Annotated in this window: 20 protein-coding genes and 1 tRNA gene; 9 read left to right on the forward strand and 12 right to left on the reverse strand. The window is 67.2% G+C overall.

Going from position 1 to position 24,539, the window contains the following annotated elements; genetic code table 11:
• Positions 1 to 21 precede the first annotated feature (21 nt).
• From LY44_RS17775 to LY44_RS00245, 5 genes are all read left to right on the forward strand, one after another.
• A tRNA-Tyr gene (locus LY44_RS17775) sits at positions 22 to 105 on the forward strand.
• A 93-nt stretch (positions 106 to 198) separates the two neighbouring features.
• Positions 199 to 1,176 carry a hypothetical protein gene (locus LY44_RS00230; protein ID WP_055209328.1) on the forward strand — a complete coding sequence of 326 codons (978 nt, stop codon included), beginning with the start codon at positions 199 to 201 and terminating at the stop codon, positions 1,174 to 1,176.
• Between the two features lie 178 nt (positions 1,177 to 1,354).
• Entirely contained in the window at positions 1,355 to 2,638 is a 1,284-nt protein-coding gene (locus tag LY44_RS00235; protein WP_055209326.1) for an O-acetylhomoserine aminocarboxypropyltransferase/cysteine synthase family protein, read from the forward strand.
• Positions 2,639 to 2,804: 166 nt separating this feature from the next.
• Positions 2,805 to 5,876, forward strand: a complete 3,072-nt coding sequence (locus tag LY44_RS00240) for a hypothetical protein (RefSeq protein WP_111395936.1) — start codon at positions 2,805 to 2,807, stop codon at positions 5,874 to 5,876.
• A 147-nt stretch (positions 5,877 to 6,023) separates the two neighbouring features.
• Entirely contained in the window at positions 6,024 to 7,919 is a 1,896-nt protein-coding gene (locus LY44_RS00245; RefSeq protein ID WP_055209777.1) for a cation:proton antiporter domain-containing protein, read from the forward strand.
• A gap of 84 nt (positions 7,920 to 8,003) precedes the next feature.
• Here LY44_RS00245 and LY44_RS00250 read toward each other — a convergent pair whose 3' ends face one another.
• From LY44_RS00250 to LY44_RS00270, 5 genes are all read right to left on the reverse strand, one after another.
• Positions 8,004 to 8,513 carry a CarD family transcriptional regulator gene (locus LY44_RS00250; protein WP_055209778.1) on the reverse strand — a complete coding sequence of 170 codons (510 nt, stop codon included), beginning with the start codon at positions 8,511 to 8,513 and terminating at the stop codon, positions 8,004 to 8,006.
• 377 nt (positions 8,514 to 8,890) lie between these two features.
• Positions 8,891 to 9,229 carry a ferredoxin FdxA gene (gene fdxA, locus LY44_RS00255; protein WP_055209779.1) on the reverse strand — a complete coding sequence of 113 codons (339 nt, stop codon included), beginning with the start codon at positions 9,227 to 9,229 and terminating at the stop codon, positions 8,891 to 8,893.
• A 340-nt stretch (positions 9,230 to 9,569) separates the two neighbouring features.
• The gene (locus LY44_RS00260) at positions 9,570 to 9,866 is read right to left on the reverse strand and encodes an RNA-binding S4 domain-containing protein (RefSeq protein WP_055209780.1); all 297 of its coding nucleotides are present in this window, start codon (positions 9,864 to 9,866) and stop codon (positions 9,570 to 9,572) included.
• Positions 9,867 to 9,869: 3 nt separating this feature from the next.
• Complete coding sequence (locus LY44_RS00265; protein ID WP_055209781.1) at positions 9,870 to 12,764, reverse strand: helicase-related protein; 2,895 nt, start codon at positions 12,762 to 12,764, stop codon at positions 9,870 to 9,872.
• 18 nt (positions 12,765 to 12,782) lie between these two features.
• Complete coding sequence (locus tag LY44_RS00270) at positions 12,783 to 13,343, reverse strand: tetratricopeptide repeat protein (protein WP_055209782.1); 561 nt, start codon at positions 13,341 to 13,343, stop codon at positions 12,783 to 12,785.
• A gap of 63 nt (positions 13,344 to 13,406) precedes the next feature.
• Between LY44_RS00270 and LY44_RS00275 the strand changes: the two genes are divergently transcribed.
• Together LY44_RS00275 and LY44_RS00280 are read left to right on the forward strand one after the other, a co-directional pair.
• Positions 13,407 to 13,694, forward strand: coding sequence for an SCP2 sterol-binding domain-containing protein (locus LY44_RS00275; protein WP_013068502.1), 288 nt, complete (start codon positions 13,407 to 13,409; stop codon positions 13,692 to 13,694).
• A complete protein-coding gene (locus LY44_RS00280; RefSeq protein WP_223230696.1) occupies positions 13,691 to 14,629 on the forward strand; it encodes an alpha/beta fold hydrolase in 939 nt (312 codons plus the stop codon). Before LY44_RS00275 ends, LY44_RS00280 begins: the two co-directional genes overlap by 4 nt.
• Before the next feature lie 220 nt (positions 14,630 to 14,849).
• Here the strand turns inward: LY44_RS00280 and LY44_RS00285 are convergent, their stop codons facing one another.
• From LY44_RS00285 to LY44_RS00300, 4 genes are read right to left on the reverse strand one after another with little or no spacing between them, the layout of a single operon-like run.
• On the reverse strand, positions 14,850 to 15,575 hold the full coding sequence (locus LY44_RS00285) for a proteasome-type protease (RefSeq protein ID WP_055209838.1): 726 nt from the start codon (positions 15,573 to 15,575) through the stop codon (positions 14,850 to 14,852).
• 28 nt (positions 15,576 to 15,603) lie between these two features.
• Positions 15,604 to 16,416 (reverse strand): transglutaminase family protein, encoded by an 813-nt coding sequence (locus LY44_RS00290; protein ID WP_055209783.1) that lies wholly within the window; start codon positions 16,414 to 16,416, stop codon positions 15,604 to 15,606.
• Complete coding sequence (locus tag LY44_RS00295) at positions 16,413 to 17,366, reverse strand: alpha-E domain-containing protein (protein WP_055209784.1); 954 nt, start codon at positions 17,364 to 17,366, stop codon at positions 16,413 to 16,415. The genes LY44_RS00290 and LY44_RS00295 overlap by 4 nt, the downstream gene beginning before the upstream one ends.
• Positions 17,367 to 17,370: 4 nt before the next feature.
• Positions 17,371 to 18,783, reverse strand: a complete 1,413-nt coding sequence (locus tag LY44_RS00300) for a circularly permuted type 2 ATP-grasp protein (protein WP_055209785.1) — start codon at positions 18,781 to 18,783, stop codon at positions 17,371 to 17,373.
• Positions 18,784 to 18,985: 202 nt separating this feature from the next.
• On the opposite strand from LY44_RS00300, the gene LY44_RS00305 reads away from it, so the two are divergent.
• Together LY44_RS00305 and LY44_RS00310 are read left to right on the forward strand one after the other, a co-directional pair.
• A complete protein-coding gene (locus tag LY44_RS00305; protein ID WP_055209786.1) occupies positions 18,986 to 20,824 on the forward strand; it encodes a M3 family oligoendopeptidase in 1,839 nt (612 codons plus the stop codon).
• Positions 20,825 to 20,888: 64 nt separating this feature from the next.
• Positions 20,889 to 22,064, forward strand: a complete 1,176-nt coding sequence (locus LY44_RS00310; protein ID WP_055209787.1) for a dipeptidase — start codon at positions 20,889 to 20,891, stop codon at positions 22,062 to 22,064.
• Between the two features lie 219 nt (positions 22,065 to 22,283).
• Here the strand turns inward: LY44_RS00310 and LY44_RS00315 are convergent, their stop codons facing one another.
• The 3 genes from LY44_RS00315 to pgeF all read right to left on the reverse strand — a co-directional run bounded on the left by LY44_RS00315 (position 22,284) and on the right by pgeF (position 24,538).
• A complete protein-coding gene (locus LY44_RS00315; RefSeq protein WP_055209788.1) occupies positions 22,284 to 23,099 on the reverse strand; it encodes a Hint domain-containing protein in 816 nt (271 codons plus the stop codon).
• Between the two features lie 283 nt (positions 23,100 to 23,382).
• The gene (locus LY44_RS17780) at positions 23,383 to 23,553 is read right to left on the reverse strand and encodes a hypothetical protein (protein WP_160320015.1); all 171 of its coding nucleotides are present in this window, start codon (positions 23,551 to 23,553) and stop codon (positions 23,383 to 23,385) included.
• Positions 23,554 to 23,776: 223 nt separating this feature from the next.
• Entirely contained in the window at positions 23,777 to 24,538 is a 762-nt protein-coding gene (gene pgeF, locus LY44_RS00320; protein WP_055209789.1) for a peptidoglycan editing factor PgeF, read from the reverse strand.
• Between the last annotated feature and the right edge of the window lies 1 nt (position 24,539).

Here is a 24,539-nt window from a genome sequence, read left to right on the forward strand (position 1 = left end):
TTCGTTACATCGCCCCACGTCGGGTGACGAGCTGCAAGGTGCGGCAGCGGACTGTAACTCCGCCGGGGAGACCCACGCCTGGTTCGATTCCAGGGTCACCCACCACTTTCCCGAAGTGGTGAGGATGCCGACAGGCCCGCTTGTGCCGGGCGCGAATCCCGCTACTGTGGCGCCATTGATTGCAGCGGGCGCGAGCAGATGCAGCCGGATTACAACGTTTTCTTCATCGTGCAGGCGGGGCGGCTTGAATACGAGGCGCTGATCTTTGCAGCTTCGTTCCGCGACGCGAATCCCGATTTCAAGGGCCGTCTGATCGCCGCCGAACCCACGGGGGCGAAATGGTCCACGCCCGTCGCGATCTCGGATCCGGTGCGGCGTTTCCTGACCGATCACGGCGTCGAAATCCTGCCCTTCGAGAACCGGCATTTCGGCGAAAGCTACCCGCAGGGCAACAAGATCGAGGCGATGGCCGCCCTGCCCGCGGGGCCCTTTGTCTTTTTCGACACAGACACGCTGTTTCTCGGGCCGCTGTCGCAGGTGGGATTCGATTTCAACCGCCCCTCAGCCTCGATGCGGCGCGAGGGCACCTGGCCCGAGCCGCAGCTTTACGGCGCCGATTACACCACGATCTGGAAAAGCCTTTACGACAAGTTCGGGCTCAATTTCGACAGCTCGCTGGATAAAAGCCAGTATGAAAACTACTGGCAGCGCTATCTTTATTTCAATGCGGGCTGGTTCTTTGGCGCCGATGCCCAGGCCTTCGGCAAGCGCTTTATGCAGTATGCCCATGCGATCCGCTGGGACACGCCCGACGAACTGGCCAGCCAGTCGCTTGATCCCTGGCTCGATCAGGTGGCGCTGCCGCTGGTCATCCACAGTTTCGGCGGCGGACGGCCGGGGCCGGAGCTGGCGGGGCTTGATGGCGAGGTGACTTGCCATTACCGCGCCCTGCCGCTGCTTTATGCGCGCGAAAGCGATGCCGTGGTGGCGCGGCTCGAGGCGATCTGCGCGCCGCAAAAGATCAAACGGATCTTGCGGCTGCACGAACCGGCAAGGAAGCTGATCTATCAGCGCAAGGGGGTGAAACTGCGCGCAAAGATCGACCGGAACGCGCTGCCGCGGCGGGAATCGATGCTGCGCAATGCGATCCGGCGCGAGAAGCTCTGGCTGCGCTGAGCCTCGGCAAGCGGCAGCTCTGTCGATCGCGGCGGGCCATGGCTTGCGCCGCAAGACCCTGCGCCAAGGGGACCCGCAGACCCTTTCCGCAGCTGCGCCCATATCTGCGAAGGCGAATGTGTTTGAAGGCGCCCGGGCGGGCGGATAGGCTTGCCCGCGACCATTCAGGGAGACCCCGATGACCGACCAGGCCTTTGACACGCTGCAAATCCATGCGGGCGCCGAGCCCGATCCCGCGACCGGCGCGCGGCAGGTGCCGATCTACCAGACCACGGCTTACGTGTTCAAGGATGCCGACCATGCGGCGCGGCTCTTCAACCTGCAGGAAGTCGGCTACATCTATTCGCGCCTGACCAACCCGACCGTTTCGGCGCTGGCGGCACGCGTCGCGGCGCTCGAAGGCGGCGTGGGGGCGGTCTGCTGTTCCTCGGGCCATGCGGCGCAGATCATGGCGCTGTTTCCGCTGATGGGGCCGGGGCTGAACATCGTCGCCTCGACCCGGCTCTACGGCGGCACGATCACCCAATTCGCCCAGACGATCAAACGCTTCGGCTGGTCCTGCAGCTTCGTCGATTTCGACGATCTGGCGGCGCTGGAAGCGGCGGTCGACGACAACACCCGGGCGATCTTTTGCGAATCGATCTCGAACCCGGGCGGCTACATCACCGACCTGCCCGCCGTCGCCGCCGTGGCGAACAAGGTCGGCCTGCCGCTCATCGTCGACAACACGCTGGCCTCGCCCTACCTGTGCCGCCCGATCGAGCATGGCGCGACGATCGTGGTCCATTCCGCCACGAAATACCTGACCGGCAACGGCACGGTGACGGGCGGGGTGATCATCGATTCGGGCAAGTTCGACTGGTCGGCCAGCGGCAAGTTCCCCAGCCTTTCGGCGCCCGAACCGGCCTATCACGGGCTGAAATTCCACGAAGCGCTGGGGCCGATGGCCTATACCTTCCATTCGATCGCCGTCGGGTTGCGCGATCTGGGCATGACGATGAACCCGCAGGGCGCGCATTACACGCTGATGGGGATCGAGACGCTCAGCCTGCGGATGGACAAGCATGTCGCCAATGCGAAGACCGTGGCGGAATGGCTGGCGAACGACCCGCGCATCGACTTCGTCACCTGGGCCGGGCTGCCCTCCTCGCCCTGGCACGAACGCGCCAACCGGCTTTGCCCGAAGGGAGCGGGGGCGCTCTTTACCGTCGCGGTCAAGGGCGGCTATGAGGCCTGCGTGAAATTGGTCAACAATCTCAAGCTGTTCAGCCATGTGGCGAACCTTGGCGACGCGCGCTCGCTGATCATCCATTCGGCCTCGACCACGCACCGCCAGCTGACCGAGGAACAGCAGATCAAGGCGGGGGCGGCGCCCAATGTGGTGCGGCTCTCGATCGGCATCGAGAATGCCGCCGATCTGATCGCCGATCTCGATCAGGCCCTGGCCGCCGCCACCGCCTGAGGCCTGCAGCGAAAAGCCGCCCTCACTTTCCGGTGGGCGGCTTTTCATGCGCGGTTTTCTGCTTTACCTAGCTTTCAGCGCTGCGGCGCCGGTATCGGCGCCCCTTTCCCTGTGTTACTGCTGCGGCGCGTCCTGACGCGCCCTGCCCCTGTGTTGAAGCCAAGGCATGAAACCCAACTTCGCCCTCAATCTCTCGCATGACGGTATCGGATTGCTTCACCGCGGCAAGAGCGGCTGGGAGCGGGTGGGCGAGGTGGCGCTGGACGCCCCCGATTTCGGCGAGCGGCTGACCGCGCTGCGCCGCGCCGCGAAGACGCGCGCCCCCGAGGGCGTGACCACGAAGATCGTCGTGCCCGCCTCGCAGATCCTTTACACCGAAATCACCGCCCCCGGGCCGCAATCCGCCGTGCGGCGTCGGCAGATCGCCGATGCGCTGGAGGGGATGACGCCCTATGCGGTGCCGGATCTGATCTTCGACTGGTGCGGTCAGGGCGAGGTGGTGCAGGTCGCCGTCGTCGCGCGTGAAACGCTCGCCGAGGCCGAGGCCTTTGCCGATGATTGCGGCTTCTTCCCGGTGTCCTTCGTGGCCGCCCCCGATCCGGCGCAATTCGCGGGCGAGCCCTGGTTCGGCATCACCACCACCGCCCCCGCGCATCTGCCGCAGGGCGGCCGCATCGAACGCGACACCGAGGCGCTGCCGCCGGATCTGCTGCGCGCCGCCGCGGCCCCCGCCGCGCCAGTCGCCGAGAAACCCGCGCCCGCGCCGGAAGCGCCCGCCGCGGTGGCCGCGCCGCCCGAACCGGCAGCAGAGCCCGCGCCGGTGGCAAAACCTGCACCGGAGGCAAAGCCCGCGCCCGTCGCAAAGCCCGAAGCTGTGACGCCCCCCAAAGCGGCGGCGCCGATCCCGGCCGAACCGGCACCAAGCCCGGCCGCCGAAACGCAACCGGCGCCGCAACCCGAACCGGCTGCCGCCACCACGCCGCCCGCGGACAAGCCCGCCGCGGAAGCTCCGGCTGCCGCGCCGAAACCGGCCAAGCCGCAGCCTGCCGAACCGCAAAAGCCTGCCGCGCCGCAAAAGCCTGCCGAACCGGCGCCCTCCAAGCCGAAAGCGGCGGAACCGGCGCAGGCCGACCCGTCGCCCGCCGCGCCGAAGGCCAAGCCTGCCGACCCGCAAAAGCCCGAGGCCGCAGCGAAAGCGCCGCCGAAACCGCCCGCGCCCAAGGCCGAGGCCCCGATCGCGGCGCGCAAACCCGTCGATCTGCTGGCGGCGCTCGACGAGACGCAGCTGAGCGGCATCGACACGGTTCCGCCGCTGAAGATCGACATGCCCGAGCCCGCCGCGTCGCCGCGCCCGGGCGAGGCCGCCGGGGCTGCGGCCCGCAAGCCGCTGCCGGGCGCCGCCCGCCCCGGGGCTGCCGGTGCGGATCAGGACGACCCGAAACCCGCCCCGCGCAAGCCGCTCGTGGCCGAGACCGAGCGCCCCGTGGCCGTTCCTGTGCCCTCGGCTCCGACCGTGACAGCCAAGCAACCGCTGCCGACGCCGGACCGGCCCGACGCCGCGGCGACCGAGCCCCCCGTCCCGACCGAGCCCCCCGCCCCGACCGAACCCCTGCGCAAGATCGCCGAGGACGGGCGCCGTCTGGCGGCGCTTGGGGCCGCGGCGCTGGAAACGACCGCCAGCAAGGCGCTGGCCAAGGCGCGCGACCTGCGTCCGGGCCCCGGCACGGCCGAGCCCAAACCAGCCGGGGACAGGCCCGAGGCTGACAGGCCCGAGGCGGGGGCCGCCGAGACGCGGACCGTTTTCGGCACGCGCAAGACGCCCCGGATCGGCGGCAAGCCGAAGTACATGGGTCTGGCCCTGCTGGGCGGGCTGATCGCCTTTCTGGCCATTGCCGCGCTCTGGTCGAGCTTCCTGATCGAGCCGGATGCCCCGGCCCCGACCGATCCGATCGCCGCCGCGACGCCCGAAGCGGCCGCGCCCGCCGCGCCCGAAACACCCGCCCCGCAAGCGCATGCCGCGACGGTGCCCGCGATGCCGCCGCAAGACGGGACGCCCGAACCGGCGGCGCCCACCGCCACGCCCGCCCCCCAAACGCCCGCCCCCCAAACGCCCGTGCCGGAGGCCGGGGCGCCGTTGACGCTGCCCGCGCTGCCGACCCTGCCGCCGCTCTCCACGCCGCCTGCGGCAACCGCGACGACACCGGCACCGGCCGCCCCGCCGCCCGTGCCCGGCGCTCCGGCCGCGGCACAGGCGACGCCCAGCCGCGACGGCACGTTGACCGCCGAGGGCTTCACCCTGTTCGAGGGCACGCCGCCGTCGAAATCGAAACCGCGCCCCGCCTCGGTCAGCCGTGCCGCGACCCGCGCCGCCGCCGAAGCTGCCGCCGAAGCCGCGGCCCCGCCCGCCGATCCGGCGCTGAAAAACGCCCGGCCGAAAGCCCGCCCCGCCTCGGTGGCGGCGGCTGCGGCCAAGGCGGCCGAGACCCCGCCGCCCGCCGCCACACCGCCCGCCGCCACACCGGACGCCGCCGCGCCGACCGCCAGCCCCGACGACGGCGCGCTGCTGGCCCCCGGCCTCTCGCCCGATCTGGCGCGGGTGCTGCGCCGGGCGCAACCGAAGGCACGCCCCGGCGCGGTCGAACGGACCGCCGCCGCCGCGCTTGCCGAGGAAGCCGCGGCGAAAGCCGCTGCCGAGGCGGCGCTTGCCGCCGAAACCGCCGCAGCGGAAGCCGGGCTGGCCTCCTCGCGCCGTCCGATGACGCGGCCGCGCAATTTCGACGCCTCGGTGCAAAGCGCGCTGGCCGCCGCCATCGCCGCGGAACCGCCGCCCCCGGCGCGGATCGCCGCGGTCGAGCCCGACCCCCTGCCCGTCGCGCCGCAAAAGCCGGTCCGCGCCAAGCCCTCGCCGCCGCCCGAACCGACGGTGGTTTCGGGTCCCGACATCGAGACCGGCGAGGTCGAATCCGCTGCCGTGGTCCCGCGCGGCCCCACCGCCGCCTCGGTCGCGCGCGAGGCGACGCAGAAGAACGCGCTGGATCTGAACAAGATCTCGCTGATCGGGCTTTATGGCACGCCCTCGAACCGGCGCGCGCTGGTGCGGATGCCGAACGGGCGGTTCTTCAAGCTGCAGGTCGGCGACCGGCTCGACGGCGGGCGCGTCACCGCGATCGGCGACAGCCAGATGACCTATCAGAAGGGCAACCGCCCGATCACGCTCAAGCTGCTCAAGGGCGGTTGAGCCGTTCACATCCGGTAACAGGGCTGAAACCTCGGGCTTTTGCGCTTGGCGCAAAGGCCCTTTCTGGTTAGGGTCGCGCCATCCCCCGCGTTTGACGCCGTGCCGCCGCTGCCCCGCAGCCGGGCGCCCTTCTGTGAATGGAATTGCATGGAAAGCTTTCTGCTCCAGGCCACTCTGTATCTTGTCGCCATGGTCGTGGCGGTGCCGCTGGCGACGCGGGCGGGGCTGGGCTCGGTGCTGGGCTATCTGATCGCCGGGGTCTGCATCGGGCCGGTGCTGGGGCTGGCGCAGGGCGAGGCGCATGATCTGCAGCATTTCGCCGAATTCGGCGTGGTGATGATGCTGTTCCTGATCGGGCTCGAACTCGACCCGAAGGCGCTGTGGTCGATGCGCGACAAGCTTCTGGGCCTTGGCGGGTTGCAGGTGCTGATCACCACGACGGCGGTGGCGCTGGCGGCGCTGGCGGTGGGGCAGCCGCCACGGGCGGCGATCGCGCTGGGGGCGATCCTGTCGCTCTCCTCGACCGCGATCGTGGTGCAGATGCTGACCGAAAAGCGGCTGATGCAGACGGCGGGCGGGCGGTCGGCCTTTGCGGTGCTGCTCACGCAGGATATCGCGGTGATCCCGATGCTGGCGCTGTTGCCGCTGCTCGCCCTGCCCGGCGCGCGGGAACTCGCCCGGGCCGAGGCCTCGGGCCATGGCGCGGCGGCCTTCCTCCATGCGCTGCCCGCCTGGGGGCTGACGCTGGTGACGCTGGCCGCCGTCGTGCTGGTGGTGGGGATCGGGCATTTCCTGGTGCAGCCGCTGTTTCGCTTCGTGCAGGGCTCGAAGCTGCGCGAGATCCATACCGCCGTCGCGCTGATGCTGGTCGTCGGCATCGCCTCGCTGATGAATCTGGTCGGGCTGTCGCCGGCGCTGGGGACCTTTCTGGCGGGCGTGGTGCTGGCGGATTCCGAATTCAAGCATGAACTCGAAAGCAGCCTCGAGCCGTTCAAGGGCCTGTTGATGGGGCTTTTCTTCATCGCCGTCGGCGCGGGGATCGATCTGGACGTGCTTTACGCCGGGCCGCTGAAGATCGCCGGGCTGGTGCTGGCGCTGGTGCTGGTGAAATCGGCGGTGCTTTACGGGCTGGCCCGGCTCTTCGGGCTATGGGGCACGGACCGCTGGCTGTTCACCTTTGGCCTGGCGCAGGCGGGGGAATTCTCGCTGGTGCTGGTGTCCTTTGCCACGATGCAGCGGATCCTGCCGCAGCCGGTGGCGGAAAAGGTGCTGCTGGTGATCGCACTCTCGATGCTGCTCTCGCCGATGCTGTTTTTGCTGCATGAACGGTTGGCGCGGCGGCTGAAACCGGCCGCGACGCGTCCCGCCCCCGACCAGATCGACGAGGAACAGCCGATCATCATCGCGGGCGCCGGGCGCTTTGGCCAGGTGGTGAACCGGATGGTGACGATGTCGGGCTTTCGCACCACGGTTCTCGATGCCGATCTGAAGACGGTGCAGATGCTGCGCACCTTCGGCTTCAAGGCCTGGTATGGCGATCCGGCGCAGCCGCAGCTGCTGGCGGCGGCGGGGCTCTCGCGCGCCCGGGTTCTGGTGGCGGCGCTCGATGACAAGGAGGCGACGAACCGGCTGGTGGCCTATGCCCGCAAGGCGCGGCCCGACCTGCATATCATCGCCCGTGCCCGCGACCGCTATCACGTCTATGATCTTTACGCCGCGGGCGCCGATGACATCGTGCGCGAGATGTTCGACAGTTCCTGCCGGGCGGCGCGCTATGTGCTGGAAAACGTGGGCCTGAGCGAATTCGAGGCGCATGAGCTGGAACGGCTGTTCTGGAAGCTCGACCGTTCGGCGGTGCGCGATCTGGCCGAGGTCTGGAAACCCGGGCTCGAGCCCGAGAAGAACGCCGAATATGTCGAACGCACCAAGGCGCTGAACACCGAATTCGAGGCGCAGATGCTGGCGCATTTCACCGAGCGGCGGCGGCAGTCCGACGCGCAGGGCAAGGCGCCACAGGACCGCGACGTGATCGAGGAGGGCTGAGCCCCCTGCCCCGTCCCACCTGTGCGCCCCCCCAAATGAAAACGGGCCCCCGCGGGGACCCGTTTTCTGCTGTACCGTCAAGGATCAGGCGGCGCGGCCGACCAGAACCTCATCGACCTTTTTCGCGGCCCCGGCTTCGTCGGTGCCCGAGACGGCCGCCACTTCGCGGGTCAGCCGCTCCAGCGCGGCTTCGTAAAGCTGACGTTCGGAATAGGATTGTTCGCGCTGATCATCGGCGCGGTGCAGGTCGCGCACCACCTCGGCGATCGACAGAAGGTCGCCCGAATTGATCTTCTGCTCGTATTCCTGGGCCCGGCGCGACCACATCGCCCGCTTGACCTTGGCCTTGCCCTTCAGGGTTTCCAGCGCCTTGGACACGACATCGGGGCTCGACAATCCGCGCATGCCGATATCCACCGCCTTGTGGGTGGGAACGCGGAGCGTCATCTTGTCCTTTTCGAACGAGATCACGAACAGTTCCAGCCGCAGACCGGCGATTTCCTGTTCCTCGATCGAGATGATCTTGCCGACGCCATGAGCCGGATACACAACGAAATCGTCCGGACGGAATTCGGTCTTCTTCATTTTGGTCATTCAGTCGCTTCCTTGCACCCGGTTACGGCCCCACCACAAAAATAGACTCACGCAGCACGGAATGCGCTGCGAGGCCTGATTTTTCGCGAAAGAAGCCCCGTCAGACGAGCAGTTCTGGGCGGGGCATGGGGCGTTCTCCTTTGTAACGACTTTATAGCATAAAAATCAGCCGATTCATAGCTTCGCGCAGGGGAACATGCGCGTGAACGGCCGGAATTTGAGGAAAAATTCAGGTTTTGCCTTAATCTTGCGGCCCGCCGCGCAGCGACGAATCCGCGCAGGCGAGCTCGCCGCGCCATCGGGACCGGAAACCCGGTCACCGGGGCGACTCGACAGGGCAGGACGCGGCTGCGCGCCCCGGCCCGAAAGCGCCGCGATCAGTCGCCGGTGCCGGGATTGGGCGAGAAGTATTTCTCGCGCTTGCCGGTCTCGCCGTCGCGCTCCTTGTGATCCGGCAGCGGGTCTTTCTTGATCGTGATCACCGGCCATTGTTGGGCATAGGTGCGGTTGAACTCGACCCAGTCCTCCATGCCCGGCTCGGTGTCCGGACGGATCGCGTCGGCCGGGCATTCCGGTTCGCAGACCCCGCAGTCGATGCATTCGTCGGGATGGATCACCAGCGTGTTCTCGCCCTCGTAGAAGCAGTCCACCGGGCAGACTTCCACACAGTCGGTATATTTGCAGGCGATGCAGTTGTCGGTGACGACATAGGTCATTCTTGAAACCCCAATCTTTGGCGCAGGGATGTCCTAGCCCTCCGGGGGCGATCAATCAAGAGCAGGAGATATACAAAAACCGGGTGCGGCGAAGTGCCGGGGGGCGCGGGGCGCGTTGGATCGGGCGGAACAGGAAAGGCACCGCCTTTCCCCGCCCGCTTTGCAACCGATGCAACGGGACCGTTTCCCCAAGCACACCATAGGTCGGCGCCCGTCCCGGCGGGCGAGAAGCGCCCGCCATGGGCGGGGCGGGCGCTGGCCGAGGGCCTTTGGGCCCCCGGCGGTCGCGGGGCAAGTGTCCCGCATGACCTCGGCAATGGCCTCGGCCACGGCAAATCCGTCAGCCTTCCCCCGCCGCCTCGATCAGCTCATACAGCGTCGCGGCTTCCGGCGCGGGGCCGCGGCGGGTGCCACAGGCCAGGATGCGCAAGACCCGCACCTCTGCCCCCAGAACCAGCGTCAGCACGTCGCCCGGGCCGACCGCACGGCCCGGCTTTTCCAGCTTCTGCCCGTTCAGCCGCACCCGGCCCGCGGTGACCAGATCAACAGCCAAGGCGCGGCTCTTTGCGAACCGCGCCTGCCAGAGCCATTTGTCGATGCGGATGCGCCCCGCCTCGGATGCGTTCGCGTCAGACAAGGATCAAAGCTTGCCCTTGAGCCCCATCAGCGCCGCCGCAAACGGGTTGTCGGGATCGATCGGCTTGTCTTTTTTCGGCGGATGCGATTCGAAACCGCGGCCGCGATCATCCTGCGGCTTGCCCTTGCCCCAGGGCTTGCCGCCCTTGGATCCGCCCTTGCCGCCGTCATTGCCGAACTTGCGCTCGCCGCGGTTGCCCTCGCCATCGCGAGACCGCGGCTTGCCACCCTCGGAGCGCTTCTCGCCGCCCTTGTGCTCGCCGCCGCGATCACCGCCGCGATCACCGCCCTTGTGCGGGCGATCGCCGCCCTTCTGCTCGCGCGGGCCGCGATGGCCCTCGCCACCTTCCCGCGGCTCGCGACGCGGGCCACGCTCGGCGCGCGGACGCGGCGCCCAGGTGAAGGTGTAAAAGCTCTCCATCTCGGCCGGGGCGGCAGCCACCTCGGCCTCGGCCTCGGCGATCGGCGAGGCTTCCTCGGGGATCGGATTTTCCGAGCCCGCCTCGGGCGCCTTCGCCTCGACCACGGGTTTCGCCTTTTCGCGCTCGCCCTTGTCGGCGCGATAGCCAAGCCCGCCCATCAGATCGGCGAATTGCTCCAGCGTCATGCCGGTGATCGACAGCATGTCCGGCGTGGCCTCAAAGCCCGCCTTGCTGTCTTGCGTGCGCAGCATGTCGGCCAGCCGCTCCAGCATGTCGATGCGGATCGCCCGCACCCCCGCCGGACGATAGCCCGAGCGCGTATAGGCAGAGACCGGCACTTCCGCGATATAGGGGATCGTCACCAGACCGGGCGGCGGGCTTTCGGGGAACTCGGACAGCCCCTCCCAGAGCGAGGCCAGCACCAGCCGCAGCCGGGTCGGCGCGGGTTTCAGCAGAAGCTGCTGGAAGATCGTGTATTGGCCAAAGCGCACGCCATGCTTGCGCAGCGCGCCGCGGGCCTCCTGATCCAGCTCCTTGACCTCGGCCGCGACGCTTTCGCGCGGCAAGATGCCCATATGCTCGACCAGACGGAAGGCGAAGCCGCGGGCCAGACCCGTCAGCGCCTCGTCACGGCTCATCGCCAGAAGCGGCTCGAACAGCGCGGCGATCTTGCGGTCGATGAAATGCTGCAGACGGCGGCGCACCTTTTCGGCGACCTCGGGACCGGCTTCCTCGTCGACGAAGGGCTCGACCGCGGGTTTCAGCGGATCGGCGCCCTTCACCAGCTTGCCCACCGCCTGCGTGCCCCACATCAGGCCACCTTGCTCGGTGAAATCCATCTCGGTGTCGGGGGCGTTGTAGAAGCGGTCGGACCGCAGGCTGAATTCGGGCTTCAGCGCCTCATAGGCGGCACGCGCCAGCATCTTCGCCTCGTCGGGCGAGGACGTGCTGTCCTGCCGGAAGCGGAAGCCCTCAAGACGGCCGGCGAATTCGCCTTCGACCATCACTTCGCCCTTGTCGTTCACCTCGGCCACGAGGGTCTCCTTCTGCTTGAGCCGCCGCAGCAGAACACTGGTGCGCCGGTCCACAAATCGTTGGGTCAGCGCGCCATGCAGCGCATCCGACAGGCGGTCTTCTACAGCGCGCGTCTCCTCGCGCCAATGGGTTTCGTCATCCACCCAGCCTTTGCGTTGCGCAACATAGGTCCAAGTGCGGATGAAGGCGAGACGTTTCGACAAAGTGTCGATATCGCCCGAGGTCCGGTCGATGCGTTCGATCTGGGATTTCAGCCAGTCCGAAGGCACGCCCTTGCCCGTCTGCAAAAAGCCGAAGATGCGCGCCAGAAGGGTCGCATGTTCGGTCTCGGAAATCGAGCGGAAATCGGGGATGCGGCAGGTCTCCCACAAAAGCCGCACATCGGCGGGGGCGCGGACCCGGTCGCGGATCTCGGGCATCTCGGACAGGCTTTTGAGCGCGCGCAGGTCATCGGCCTCGCGCCCGCGGCTGAGCCATTCGTTCTGCGGGCTTTCCTCGAGCGACTGGATCAGCCGCGGCACGGTGCCGAATTCCAGCCGCGGATTGCGCCATTGCAACCGCTGGATCGGCGCGAAGCGATGCTCCTCGATCGCCTCGATCACCTCTTCGGGCAAGGGATGCGCCTCCCCCGTAATCCCGAAGGTGCCATCCGTCGTGTGCCGCCCGGCGCGGCCCGCGATCTGGCCCAGCTCATGCGGGAACAGATGCCGCATCCGCCGACCGTCGAATTTCGCCGTGGCCGAGAAAGCGACATGCTCGATGTCCAGGTTCAGCCCCATGCCGATCGCATCGGTGGCGACCAGATAATCGACATCGCCGTTTTGATACATCGCCACCTGGGCGTTGCGGGTGCGCGGCGAAAGCGCCCCCATCACCACCGCCGCGCCGCCCTTTTGCCGCCGGATCAGCTCGGCAATGGCATACACATTTTCAACCGAAAAGCCGACAATCGCTGCCCGTGGCTTCATCCGGCTTATCTTTTTCGAACCTGCCCACGAAAGTCTGGACAAACGCTCGCGCCGGGCGAATTGCACTTTCGGAACCAGCGCCGCGATGGCGCCGCGCATCGCATCCGAACCCAGAAACAGCGTCTCGTGCAGGCCGCGCATGTACAAAAGACGCTCGGTGAAGACGTGCCCGCGCTCGGGATCGGCGCAAAGCTGGATCTCGTCGATGGCGACGAAATCGGCGCCGACCTCGGGCATCGCCTCGGTGGTGCAGACCCAATATTGCGCCCGTTCGGGAACGATCCGTTCCTCGCCCGTCACCAGCGCCACGACCGAAGGCCCCCGCGCCTTGACGATGCGGTCATAGACCTCGCGCGCCAGAAGCCGCAGCGGCAGGCCGATGACCCCGGTGCGGTGCGAGAGCATCCGCTCGATCGCGTAATGTGTCTTGCCGGTATTCGTCGGCCCAAGGACCGCGGTGATCCGCCCCGTCATCGCATTCCTCCTGCAGGCTCACAAGGTGATGCCCGCAAGCTCCTTTTCCAGCCGTGTGATCGAATCCTTCACATCCTGCTGATGCGGGTTCAAGGCGAAAGAGGCGCGAAAGGCCGAAAGCGCCCGCGCCTTGTCGCCCATGTCGGCGAAAATCATCCCCAGCCCCGACAGCGCGCCCCAGTGCCGCGGTTCCAGCCGCAGAACCTGCGCGACATCGGCCATCGCCGGGCCAAGTTCCCCCGCCATGTAATAGGCGCTTGCCCGGGCGTTCCAGCCCTCGGGGAAATCGGGGGCGTGATCGGTCAGCGCGGTCAGATGCTCGATCGCGGCGGTCAGATCGCCCGCATCCATCGCCTCTTCGCCGCGCTTCAAAAGCAGATCCATCGCGGCCGAGCCCGAGCGCGACCAGGCCCGGCGGATATCCGATTCGGCACTTTGCCATCCCGCATAGCCCGGATCGGCCAGCTCCGCGAATTGCCGATCAAGCCCCGTGGTTTCGGCCTGAACCGGAAAACCGAGGTTGACGAAGACGGCAACTGCCGCAACGATACATTTGTCTCTGATCGAAAGCGCCCGCATATTCGGAACTCTATCCCATATGCCGCGAAAATCGAGGGGGCGGCGTTCACAATCGGAGGCAACATGAGCAAAGTCATCGAAAAAGCCGTGGAACAACTGTCGGCGAAGCTGCCGAACGGCTTTTCATCCACCGCGAAATTCATCATCGAGGGCGAAGGCAGCATCATCTGCGACCCCGATGGCGTGCGCGCGGGCGATGACGCGGCCGAGGTCACGCTGACCGCCGACACCGACACCTTCCGCGGCATGATCGAGGGCACGGTGAACCCGACGATGGCCTTCATGTCGGGCAAGCTGAAGATCGACGGCGCCATGGGCGTGGCGATGCAGCTGGGCTCGGCGCTTTCGTGATCGAGGAAGCCCCCCTTTTCCACGCTCTGGCCGAAGGGCCCGCGGGCGGCAAGGCCTGGTGGCTGACCGCCTCTGATGGCGTGCGGCTGCGGCTGACACTGTGGGGCGGGGGGGCGAAGGGCACGGTGTTCCTGTTTGCGGGCCGGGCCGAATATGCCGAGAAATACGGTCCTGCGGCGGCGGATCTGGCGGCGCGCGGCTATGGCACGCTGGTGATCGACTGGCGCGGACAGGGGCTGTCGGACCGGCTGATCGCCGATCCGGTCAAGGGCCATGTCGAGAAGTTCAGCGAGTATCAGCGCGATGTCGATGCGATGCTGGCGGCGGCGGCGCGGCTGGATCTGCCGCGGCCCTGGGTCGTGCTGGCGCATTCGATGGGCGGCACGATCGCGCTGCGCCGTCTGATGGGGGCGCATCCCTTTGCCGCCATTGCCTTTTCCGCGCCGATGTGGGGGGTGGGCCTGCCCCGGGCGATCCGGCCTTTCGGCCCGATGCTGTCGCGGATGACCCGAACCAGCCCCTTCGCGCTGCGTTATGCGCCGGGCTGGGGGCCGGTCAGCTTCGTGCACCGGGCGGGGTTTCACGACAATTTCCTGACCACCGATCCCGAGATGTGGACGCTGCTGGTGCGGCAGGTGGCGAAGGCGCCGGAGCTGGCGATTGCCGGGGCCTCTCTGCATTGGGTGGCCGAGGCGGTGCTGGAATGCCGGGCGCTGGCGGCCCTGCCGACGCCCGATCTGCCGTGCTATTGCGCGCTTGGCAGCCGTGAACGCATCGTGCCGCAAGAGCCGGTCCGGACCCGGATGGCCAGCTGGCCGGGCGGGCAGCTCGCCCTTTACGACGGCGCCGAGCACGAGGTGATGATGGAAGGCCCGGCGATGCGGGCGCGGTTTTACGACGCCTGCGCCGCGCTGTTCGAGGCGAACCGGGGCTGACCGGCCGCCCGGGCGGAGAAGGAAAGGCATCGCCTTTCCCCGCCCGCAGCGCCCCCTGGTCGAAAGACCGTTTCCGCGAGGCACAACAGAGGTCGGCGGGCGAGAAGCGCCCGCCGGGGGCGGGGCGGGCGCTGGCCGGGACGCTTTGGCGCCCCGGCGGTCCCGGGGCCGGTGTCGCGCGTGACCTCGGCGATGGCCTCGGTCATGGCCCGCGACGCCCTTAAAGCGTGATCCGGCCGAAGCCGTCGCGCAGGGCCTCGGACCAGGCCTGCGACATCGCCGCGAATTGCGCGTCGTCCTTTTCGATCCGCTTGCGCAGCCCGACCTTGCAGGCATCGCGCGCGATCACCGCAAGATCCAGCGGCATCCCCACGGAAAGGTTCGAGCGCAGCGTCGAATCCATCGACAAAAGCACCGCCTTTTGCGCGTCTTCAAGGCTTGTCGCGGGCCGCACGACACGGTCCAGAATCGGCTTGCCGTATTTGTGCTCGCCGATCTGCAAAAACGGCGTGTCCTCGGTCGCCTCGATGAAATTGCCCTCGGGATAGACCAGGAACATCCGCATCGTGCCGCCCTTGCGCTGCCCCGCCACGATCATCGAGGCGGAGACCGTCACCTTGGACGCGTTCATCTTGTGGTCGATGTCCTGACGCACCGAAGCCAGCGTGTTGCCGATGATCTCGGCCACCGCCAGCATCGTCGGCGCCTGCATGATCGAGGTGTCACCGCTGGTTTCGGGATGCTCGATCGCCTCGCGCAGCCGGGCAATCGTCGTTTGCGTGACCGAAAGCGAGCCCGCGGTGAGGATCGTCACCACCCGCTCGCCCGGTTCTTCAAAGATGAACATCTTGCGATAGGTCGCAATATTGTCGAGCCCCGCATTGGTGCGGGTGTCGGACAACAGCACCATGCCCTGATCGAGCAGCAGGCCCACGCAATAGGTCATCATTCCCCCGGAAAAGCAGGCGGTCACCTTATTGTTGCACGGCCTCCAAGGCAACCGTGACATCGAGACGCTCGGAGCCGTCACCCTGCGCGATGCCCTTGATCGGGGCTGCCTCATGCGCGTCAAGGCCGGAGCCGATGCGGATATAGCGCGCATCGGGGCAACATGCATTGGCCGGATCAAAGCCGATCCAGCCGATGGTCTCGACCCAGATCTCGGCCCAGGCATGGGCGGCCTCGTGCGGCGCGCCATCCTCGCGGGCGAAAAGATAGCCCGAGACATAGCGCGCGGGCATGCCCACCGCGCGGGCACAGGCCAGAAGCGCCTGGGCGTGATCCTGACAGACCCCCTCGCCCTGCGCCAAAGCCTCGGCCGCCGTCGTATGCGCATGGGTCGTGCCGGGACGATAGGCGATGGCCTCACTGACGGCACCGCACAGCCGATGCGCCCGGTCAAGCGGGTCTTTCGTGCCCAGGCCCGCGGTTTCGGCCAGATCGCGCAAAGCATGGTCGATCCAGGTGGCCGAGGTCTCGCGCAGATAGGCGAAGGGCGAAACGATCTCGCGATGGCCGCGCAGCACCCCGGCGGTGTCGGTGGTCTCGACCTGACCGACGGCGGAAATTGTCACCTCGGTCACCGGACCGCGCAGCGACCAGCCCTCGACCTTGTCACCCGCGCCGTCGCGGAAATTGCCGCCGCGCAGGCCGCCCTCGACCGCGACATCCCAGCGGATCGTGCGCTGGCCGTCAAAGCGCGACGGAAACAGCCGCAAGGATTGCACGGCGCCGCGCATCGGCATGTCATATTCGTAGGTGGTGACGTGATGGACCGTCAGGATCATCGCGCTTCTCCGCTCAGATAGGCCGCCTGCACCATGTCGGACAATTCGCCGACATCGCGGATGAAGCGGGTCAGGAATTCATGCAGGCCCTCGTCGAAGATCTCCTCGACGCGGGTTTCGGCGATCTCGCCCACCAGCGAGCGCGCCCGCATCTGCGCCGCGCCGGAGCGTTGATATCCCCTTGCCAGCGCATCCAGATTTTCCATCGCCATCGTCACCGTGGTGACCAGCGACCGCGGCGATTGCGGATTGAGGATCAGGAAATGCGCGATCTTCGCCGCGGTGATCTCGCCGCCATAGGCCCAGTGAAACGCCCGATGCGCCGAGAGCGCCCGAAGCAGCGTCTGCCATTGGTAGTTGTCAAGGCCGGAGCCGATGAAATCGACCGAGGGCAGCAGGACGTAATATTTCACGTCGATCAGCCGCGCGGTGTTGTCGGCGCGTTCCAGCGCAAAGCCGAGGTTCAAAAACGCATAGCCGTCGTTGCGCAAAAGCGTCGCGTCAATCGCGCCCCGCACCAGCGCCGCCTGCCGCGTCACCCATTCGGTGAGTTCCGTCAGCTCCATTTCGGACCGCGGCTTGCGTTCCAGCTGGCGCATCTCCTGAAACGCGCCATTGAGCGCATCCCAGACCTGAGAGGTCAGCGCCGTGCGCACGATCCGGGCATTTTCCCGCGCCCGTTCGATGCAGGACACCACCGACGAGGGGTTGTCGCGGTCAAAGAACAGATAGCTTTCGATGTTGCGCTGCACCGGGTCGCCATATTTCGCGGCAAAGCCCTCGGCGGTGCCCGAGGCCTGCAACAGGCTCTCCCATTCGCTGCGATAGCCATGCCCGGCCGAGGGCATCAGCGCGATGCGGGCGCCCACTTCCAGCAGCCGCGCCATGGTTTCGGCGCGTTCGATGTAACGCGCGATCCAGAACAGGTTTTCAGCGGTCCGGCTCAGCATGCTTTTACTCCGCCAAAACCCAGGTGTCCTTCACCCCGCCACCCTGCGAGGAGTTGACGACCAGCGACCCCTCCTTCAGCGCGACACGGGTCAGACCGCCCGGCACCAGTTCGATTTTCTCGCCCACCAGGCAATAGGGCCGCAGATCGACATGCCTCGGCGCGATGCCTTCCTCGACAAAGGTCGGCGTGGCCGACAGCGCCAGCGTCGGCTGGGCGATGTAGTTTTCCGGATGCGCCGCGATCTTGGCGCGAAAGGTCTCGATCTGATCGGCGGTCGATCTTGGCCCCACCAGCATCCCGTATCCGCCCGAACCATGCACCTCTTTCACCACCAGCTCGCCCAGGTGTTCCAGCACATATTTGCAATCATCGGGCTTGGCGCATTGCCAGGTGGGGACGTTGTTCAAAAGCGGCTCTTCGCCCAGATAGAACCGGATCATCTCGGGCACGAAAGTATAGACCGCCTTGTCATCGGCCACGCCCGCCCCCGGCGCCGAACAGATCGACACCCCGCCCGAGCGGTAGACATCCATCAGGCCGGGAATGCCGAGCATGCTGTCGGGCCGGAAGCAGAGCGGGTCCAGGAAAGCGTCGTCGATGCGCCGATAGATCACGTCGAGCTTTTTCGGCCCCTCGGTGGTGCGCATCCAGACAAAGCCGCCTTCCACGAACAGATCCGCGCCCTCGACCAGTTCGACGCCCATCAGATCGGCCAGAAAGCTGTGTTCGTAATAGGCGCTGTTGTAATGGCCCGGCGTCAGGATCGCGATCGTCGGCTCGCGTTCGCATTTCGCCGGGGCGACACTGGCCAGGGTGCGGCGCAGCGCATCGGAATAGCCATCCACCGGCTCGATGCGGTTTTCGCGAAACAGCTGCGGGAACATCCGCATCATGATCTCGCGGTTTTCCAGCATGTAGCTGACACCCGAAGGCGTGCGGCAATTGTCTTCCAGCACGAAGAATTCATCCGCGCCGGTGCGCACGATGTCGATGCCGACGATGTGGGAATAGATCCCGCGCGGCGGGGTGAAACCTGCCACGGCACGCTCAAACGCCTCGTTTTGAAACACCAGCCGCGCCGGGATCTTGCCTGCCCGCACGATCTCGGCCCGGCCATAGACATCAAGCAGAAAGGCGTTCAGCGCCCGCGCCCGCTGCTTGATGCCGCGTTCAAGCTTGCGCCATTCCGCTTGCGTGAAAACCCGGGGAAACATGTCGAACGGGATCAACCGGTCCGGATCACCGCCCTCGCCATAGACCGCAAAGGTGATGCCGATGCGGCGGAAAAGCGCCTCGGCCTCGGCCTGTTTCATCGCGCGCAATGCGGCGGGCATGGCCTTGGTCCAGTCTTCGAGCCGCGCATAGGGCTCGCGGACGGTGCCGCCTTCGTACATTTCGTTGAAATAAGTCGTCATGCGTGATTCCCTCGCCCTGTTCGAATCCTAGGCAGGCCGCGGGGGAAGCGGAAGCGCCGCAGCAGGAAACAGGCCAGAAAGCGCGACAAGGCCGCCCGATCGCTGTGCATTTGCACAAAGTTCAGGCAAATCCGCGATCCGGGCCCGGCTTGCACGCCCCCTGCCCTGGCCCTATCTCTGAACCGACACCAAGGAGAACGCCATGAACCGCCGCTTTCGCGCCCCCGTTTCCGCCCCCCTGTTCGATGCCGCGCCCGCGCAGGGAGGCTCTGGCGAGTTCGGCGCCCTGCCCGACTGGGACCTGAGCGATCTTTACACCGCCCCCGACGCGCCCGAATTCCTGCATGACATGGCCTGGCTTGAAGCCGAATGCGCCTCCTTCGCCAAGGCTTACGAGGGGCAGCTGGCGACGCTTGACGCCGCGGGCATGGCGGACTGCATCGCGCGCCACGAGGCGATCGAGACCGTGGCCGGGCGGATCATGTCCTATGCGGGGCTGCGCTATTATCAGAACACCACCGATGCCGAGCGCGCCAAGTTCATGTCGGATGCGGGCGACAGGATCACCGCCTTCACCACGCCTTTGGTGTTCTTCAGCCTGGAATTCAACCGCATCGAGGATGCGCGCTATGAAGCGGTCTTTGCCGATCCGCTTGTCGCACGCTTCAAGCCGGTCTTTGACCGGATGCGGGCGATGAAACCCTATCAGCTTTCGGACGAGCTGGAAAAGTTCCTGCACGATCAATCCGTTGTGGGGGCTGCGGCATGGAATCGCCTGTTTGACGAAACCACCGCGGCGCTGGAATTCACCGTGGATGGCGAGACCCTCAGCCTGGAAGCCACGACGACGCTGATGAGCGATCACGACCGGGCCAAGCGCGAGGCGGCGGCGCGCGAGCTGGCGCGCGTCTTCGGGCAGAACGTCAAGCTTTTCGCCCGGGTGCACAACACGCTTGCGAAAGAAAAGGAAATCGAGGACCGCTGGCGGAAGATGCCCTCGCCGCAGCTGGGCCGCCACCTGTCGAACCATGTCGAGCCCGAGGTGGTCGAAGCCCTGCGCAATGCGGTCGTGGCCGCCTATCCGCGGCTGTCGCATCGCTATTATGCGCTGAAAGCGAAATGGCTGGGGCTTGAAAAGCTGCAGGTCTGGGACCGCAACGCGCCGCTGCCCAGCGAAACCCCGCGCAAGATCCTGTGGGACGAGGCGAAGGCCACGGTTCTGGGCGCTTACGGCGCGTTTTCGCCCCGCATGGCCGAGATTGCCCAGCCCTTCTTTGACAAAGGCTGGATCGACGCCGGGGTGAAACCGGGCAAGGCGCCGGGGGCTTTCGCCCATCCGACGGTGACCACCGTGCACCCCTATGTGATGCTGAACTATCTTGGCAAACCGCGCGACGTGATGACGCTCGCGCATGAACTTGGCCATGGCGTGCATCAGGTGCTGGCCGCGAAACAGGGGCCGATGCTGTCGGACACGCCGCTGACGCTGGCGGAAACCGCAAGCGTTTTTGGCGAGATGCTGACCTTCCGCGCGCTCCTTGATGCTGCGAAAACCCCCGCGGAACGCAAGCAGCTGCTGGCGGGCAAGGTCGAGGACATGATCAACACCGTCGTGCGGCAGATCGCGTTTTACGATTTCGAATGCAAGCTGCATGCGGCCCGCGCGCAGGGGGAACTGACGCCCGAGGCGATCAACGCGCTCTGGATGTCGGTGCAGGCGGAAAGCCTCGGCCCGGCATTTGACTTCATGCCGGGCTACGAGACCTTCTGGACCTATATCCCGCATTTCGTGCATTCGCCCTTCTACGTCTATGCCTATGCTTTCGGCGACGGGCTGGTGAATGCGCTTTACGCCACCTATGCGGCGGGTCTGCCGGACTTCCAGACGAAATATTTCGAGATGCTGGAGGCGGGCGGCTCGAAGCACCACAAGGATCTTCTGGCGCCCTTTGGTCTGGATGCCTCGGATCCGGCCTTCTGGGACAAGGGTCTGTCGATGATCGCCGGGCTGATCGACGAGCTGGAGGCGATGGAGGCCTGACGCTACCTTGGCGCTTTGCGCCTGCCCCCGGCCCTGCTAGCCTTTCCGAAACGGAGGGGGGCGCATGGGCTGGGGAAAACGCATCGGATGGGGCCTCGGCGGGGCCGTGATCCTGGCGGCGGGGGCGTTCTTCGCCCTTGCCCCCGGCATAGTCGAGCGGGGCCAGAACAAGGTCGTGCCGCATGATCCCTGGCCGGTCTCGGCGCGGGCGGCGGCGCTGCACAAGACGCTCGTCATCGGCGACTGGCATTCGGATGCGCTCTTGTGGGACCGGGATCTGCTGACGCGCTCGGATCGCGGCCATGTCGATCTGCCGCGGCTGCGGGCGGGCAATGTGGCGGTGCAGGTCTTCACCACGGTGACGAAAACACCGGCCGGGATGAATTACGACCATAACGACGCCGGGGCGCGGGACAACATCACGCTTCTGGTGATCGGCCAGCTGCGCCCGCTGAAGACCTGGTTCAGCCTGAGCGAACGCGCGCTCGATCAGGCGGCGCGACTGACGGCGATGGCCGACAAGGCGCCCGATCAGCTGGTGGTGGTGCGCAAGCGGGCCGATCTCGACCGGGTGCTGGCGGCGCGGGCGCAGGGCGCGCAAACCGTGGCCGGGATTCTGGGCGCCGAGGGCGGCCATGTGCTGGAAGGCCGGATCGAAAATCTGGATCGGCTTCACGACGCCGGGTTCCGGCTGATCGGGCTGACGCATTTCTTCGACAACGAACTGGGCGGCTCGCTGCATGGCGAGGACGACACCGGGCTGACGCCTTTCGGGCGGCAGGTGGTCGAGGCGATGGTGCAAAGGCAGATGGTGATCGACCTTGCCCATGCCTCGGAACCGATGGCGCGGGAGGTGCTGGCGATGCCGGGCACGCGCCCGATTGTCAGCCACGGCGGCATTCATGGCCTCTGCCCGGTGAAGCGCAATTTCCCCGATGCGCTGATGCGGGAGATTGCGGCAAAAGGCGGTCTGATCGGGATCGGCGCCTGGGCCGAGGTGACCTGCGACGCGACGCCCGCGGGCGTGGCCCGCTCGATCGTGGCCGCAGTGGCCCTGGTGGGCGAAGATCACGTTGCGCTCGGCTCGGATTTCGATGGCGCGGTCGAAACGCAGATCGATGCTTCGGAACTGGCGGCGCTGACCCAGGCGTTGCTTGACGCAGGGCTGAGCGAGACGGTGATCGCCAAGGTCATGGGCGGCAACATGATGCGCTATCTGCGCGAGACCCTGCCGCAGTAGGTGGACCAGGATTTCGCCTCGCTTGCGCGAGGCGACCCGCCGGGGGCTTCGCCCCCGGACCCCCAAGAGGCGTATTTTGCCAAGGAAAACCCCTTCCGTCACCGCCCCGCAATGCGTCGGCGGCCCAGCACCCTGCTTTTCCTTGGCAAAATACGCCGGGGGGTGCGGGGGGCGGAGCCCCCCGCGGGTCGCCCCGGCTTGCCGGGGCGAAATCCCCGCTTACCCCCAGAGGCTTTCGACCTCGAACCGGGTCAGGCGTGGATGCGCGGGCGGGCCGAAGGACGCAAGGCTGGCGAATTGCGGAAATTGCGCGTCGAAAAGCGACAGCATCCGCGGATCGATCATCCGCTCCACGCCCTCGCCGGGATGAAAGGCCTCGACCTCGAGCCCCGCGACGCGCAGCGAGCCGTGGTGTTCCAGCACCACATGATAGGCCGTGACCGGCGCCGAAGGGGTGACCTCGATCACGCTGATACCGTCAAGAAAGGCGCGCGCGGGCACATAGGCTGCCTCGGCGCCCGCGACCCGGCGCAGCCGCGGATCGCGCAGGCACAGCCGCGCCCGCGGGCCCAGCACCAGATCCAGCCCCGGCCGTCCCGCGCCGAAAGCCTCGGCGGTGATCCGCGTCAGGCTGACCTGTTCCTCCAGATCGCGGCCGTTCTCGGCGCCGGGATAAATCACCATCGAGCCGATCCAGCACACCTGTTCCGGGCGCCCCTCGGCGGTCAGCACGCGCTGGCCGGGCTGCAGATCCTCGATCGCGACCGGGCCGTCTTCGGTCATCAGCACCGAGCCCCGCGCGAGCGCCGAAAACGCCTCCTCGAAGAGCGGCGTCGCGGGCGCAAGCCGGGTGCTGCTCTCGACCCTGCCCGCGGCGGTCAGCCAGGCCGCCTCGTAGCGCCGGGTCAGCGGCATCGCGCGTGGCGCCTTCGGCGTCCCCAAGGGCGGCTTGCGGGCAGGCAGCCCGGCAGAGAAATCATTGCGGTCAACGGGCAGGACAGCCTGCCCGGCCCCGAGCCGGTGGGTAATCGACATGGCACAGCCTTCCGGTCTGGTCACATCTGCGACGGCCCCCACCGCATGCAGAAAGACCGGATCAGAATGACCGCATCACGGAAGCGCGTCAAATTTCGTGAAGAATTGCTGAACGGCGGCAGCCAATCCGCCCCGCCTGCCCGCCACTTGTTGCGGTTACGGCGACAATGCCCGGATTTCGCCGCAATCGGGTCGAATCAGCCGCTTGCGGCCGGGGGTGGCAGCCCCCGGCCGCTGCGGCAGCCGATCAGGCCCGAAGGCGCGGCACCAAAGGCGGAAAGGATCAGCAGGCGGCAAGCGCGGGGCGCTTGGCCGCGACCGGGGCCGCAGCCGCCTTGCGCCGCGCCAGCATCCCGGCGCGGCGGGCACCGCGTTGCCAGGGCATCGCGACAGAGGCCTTGGCGGCGCCTTCAAGGGCGGTCGTCATCCAGCGCGGGGTCGGTTTCAGGGTCATTCTGCTCTCCTGCGGTTCTGGCGGATCGATGCCCGGCATCGGTCCCTGAGGTGTTTTCCCCCCGCAATACGGCGGCGATTGGGCACCAAGCGTGCTTTCCTGCGCCCCCCGCGGGCGAAATCATGGCAGGAAGTGTTGCGCGAAACTGCAAAATAAAGGGTTAACGGCTGTCGCGGCGCGGATTTCGCCACAATCCGCCCCCGGCGGGACCGGAGCGCCCGCCCTAAAGCCGAATCGCCGAGATCAGGCGGCCGTAATCCGCCTCGCCCGCATGGGTGGTGCGGCGGAAGGAATAGAACCGCTCGGGATCGGAATAGGTGCAGTGCCGCGTCCATTCCGCCTGCCCCACCCCGGCGGCGCGCAACCGCGACAGCCCGTAGCCCGGCAGATCGAAGAGCGGCTTGCCCGCGGGACCGGCGGCAAAGAACCGCGCCGCCTGCGGATCGTCGCTCAGGAAAGTCTCCATGAAATCATGGCCGACCTCATAGGCGCGCTGCGAGATGCAGGGCCCGATCACCGCGGAAATCCGCGCCCGGGCCGCGCCCAGCGCCTCCATCGCGTCCAGCGTCGCCTCCAGCACGCCGTCGCGGCTGCCGCGCCAGCCCGCATGGGCCGCGCCCACCACCCCGGCCGCGCGGTCGGCAAACAGCACCGGCTGGCAATCCGCCGTCAGCACGCTGAGCACGATGCCGGGCCGTTTCGTCACCAGCGCATCGGCCCGCACCGGCGCGGCGGGCAGCTCCTCGACCAGCAGCACATCGGCGGAATGGATCTGATGCACCCCCACCAGCGCCGCGGGCGCCACCCCCATCGCCGTCGCCACCCGCGCCCGGTTCAGCGCCACCGCCTCGGTCTGATCCGAGGAGCCATGGCCGCAATTGAGCCCGGCGAAGATGCCGGAAGAGGCCCCGCCCTTGCGGGTGAAGAACCCGTGCGTGACCCCCGAAAGGGCCGGAGAGGTCAGGATGTCAAGCGTCGTGGGCATG

This window comes from Rhodobacter capsulatus (genome assembly GCF_003254295.1).
GTDB lineage: Bacteria > Pseudomonadota > Alphaproteobacteria > Rhodobacterales > Rhodobacteraceae > Rhodobacter > Rhodobacter capsulatus.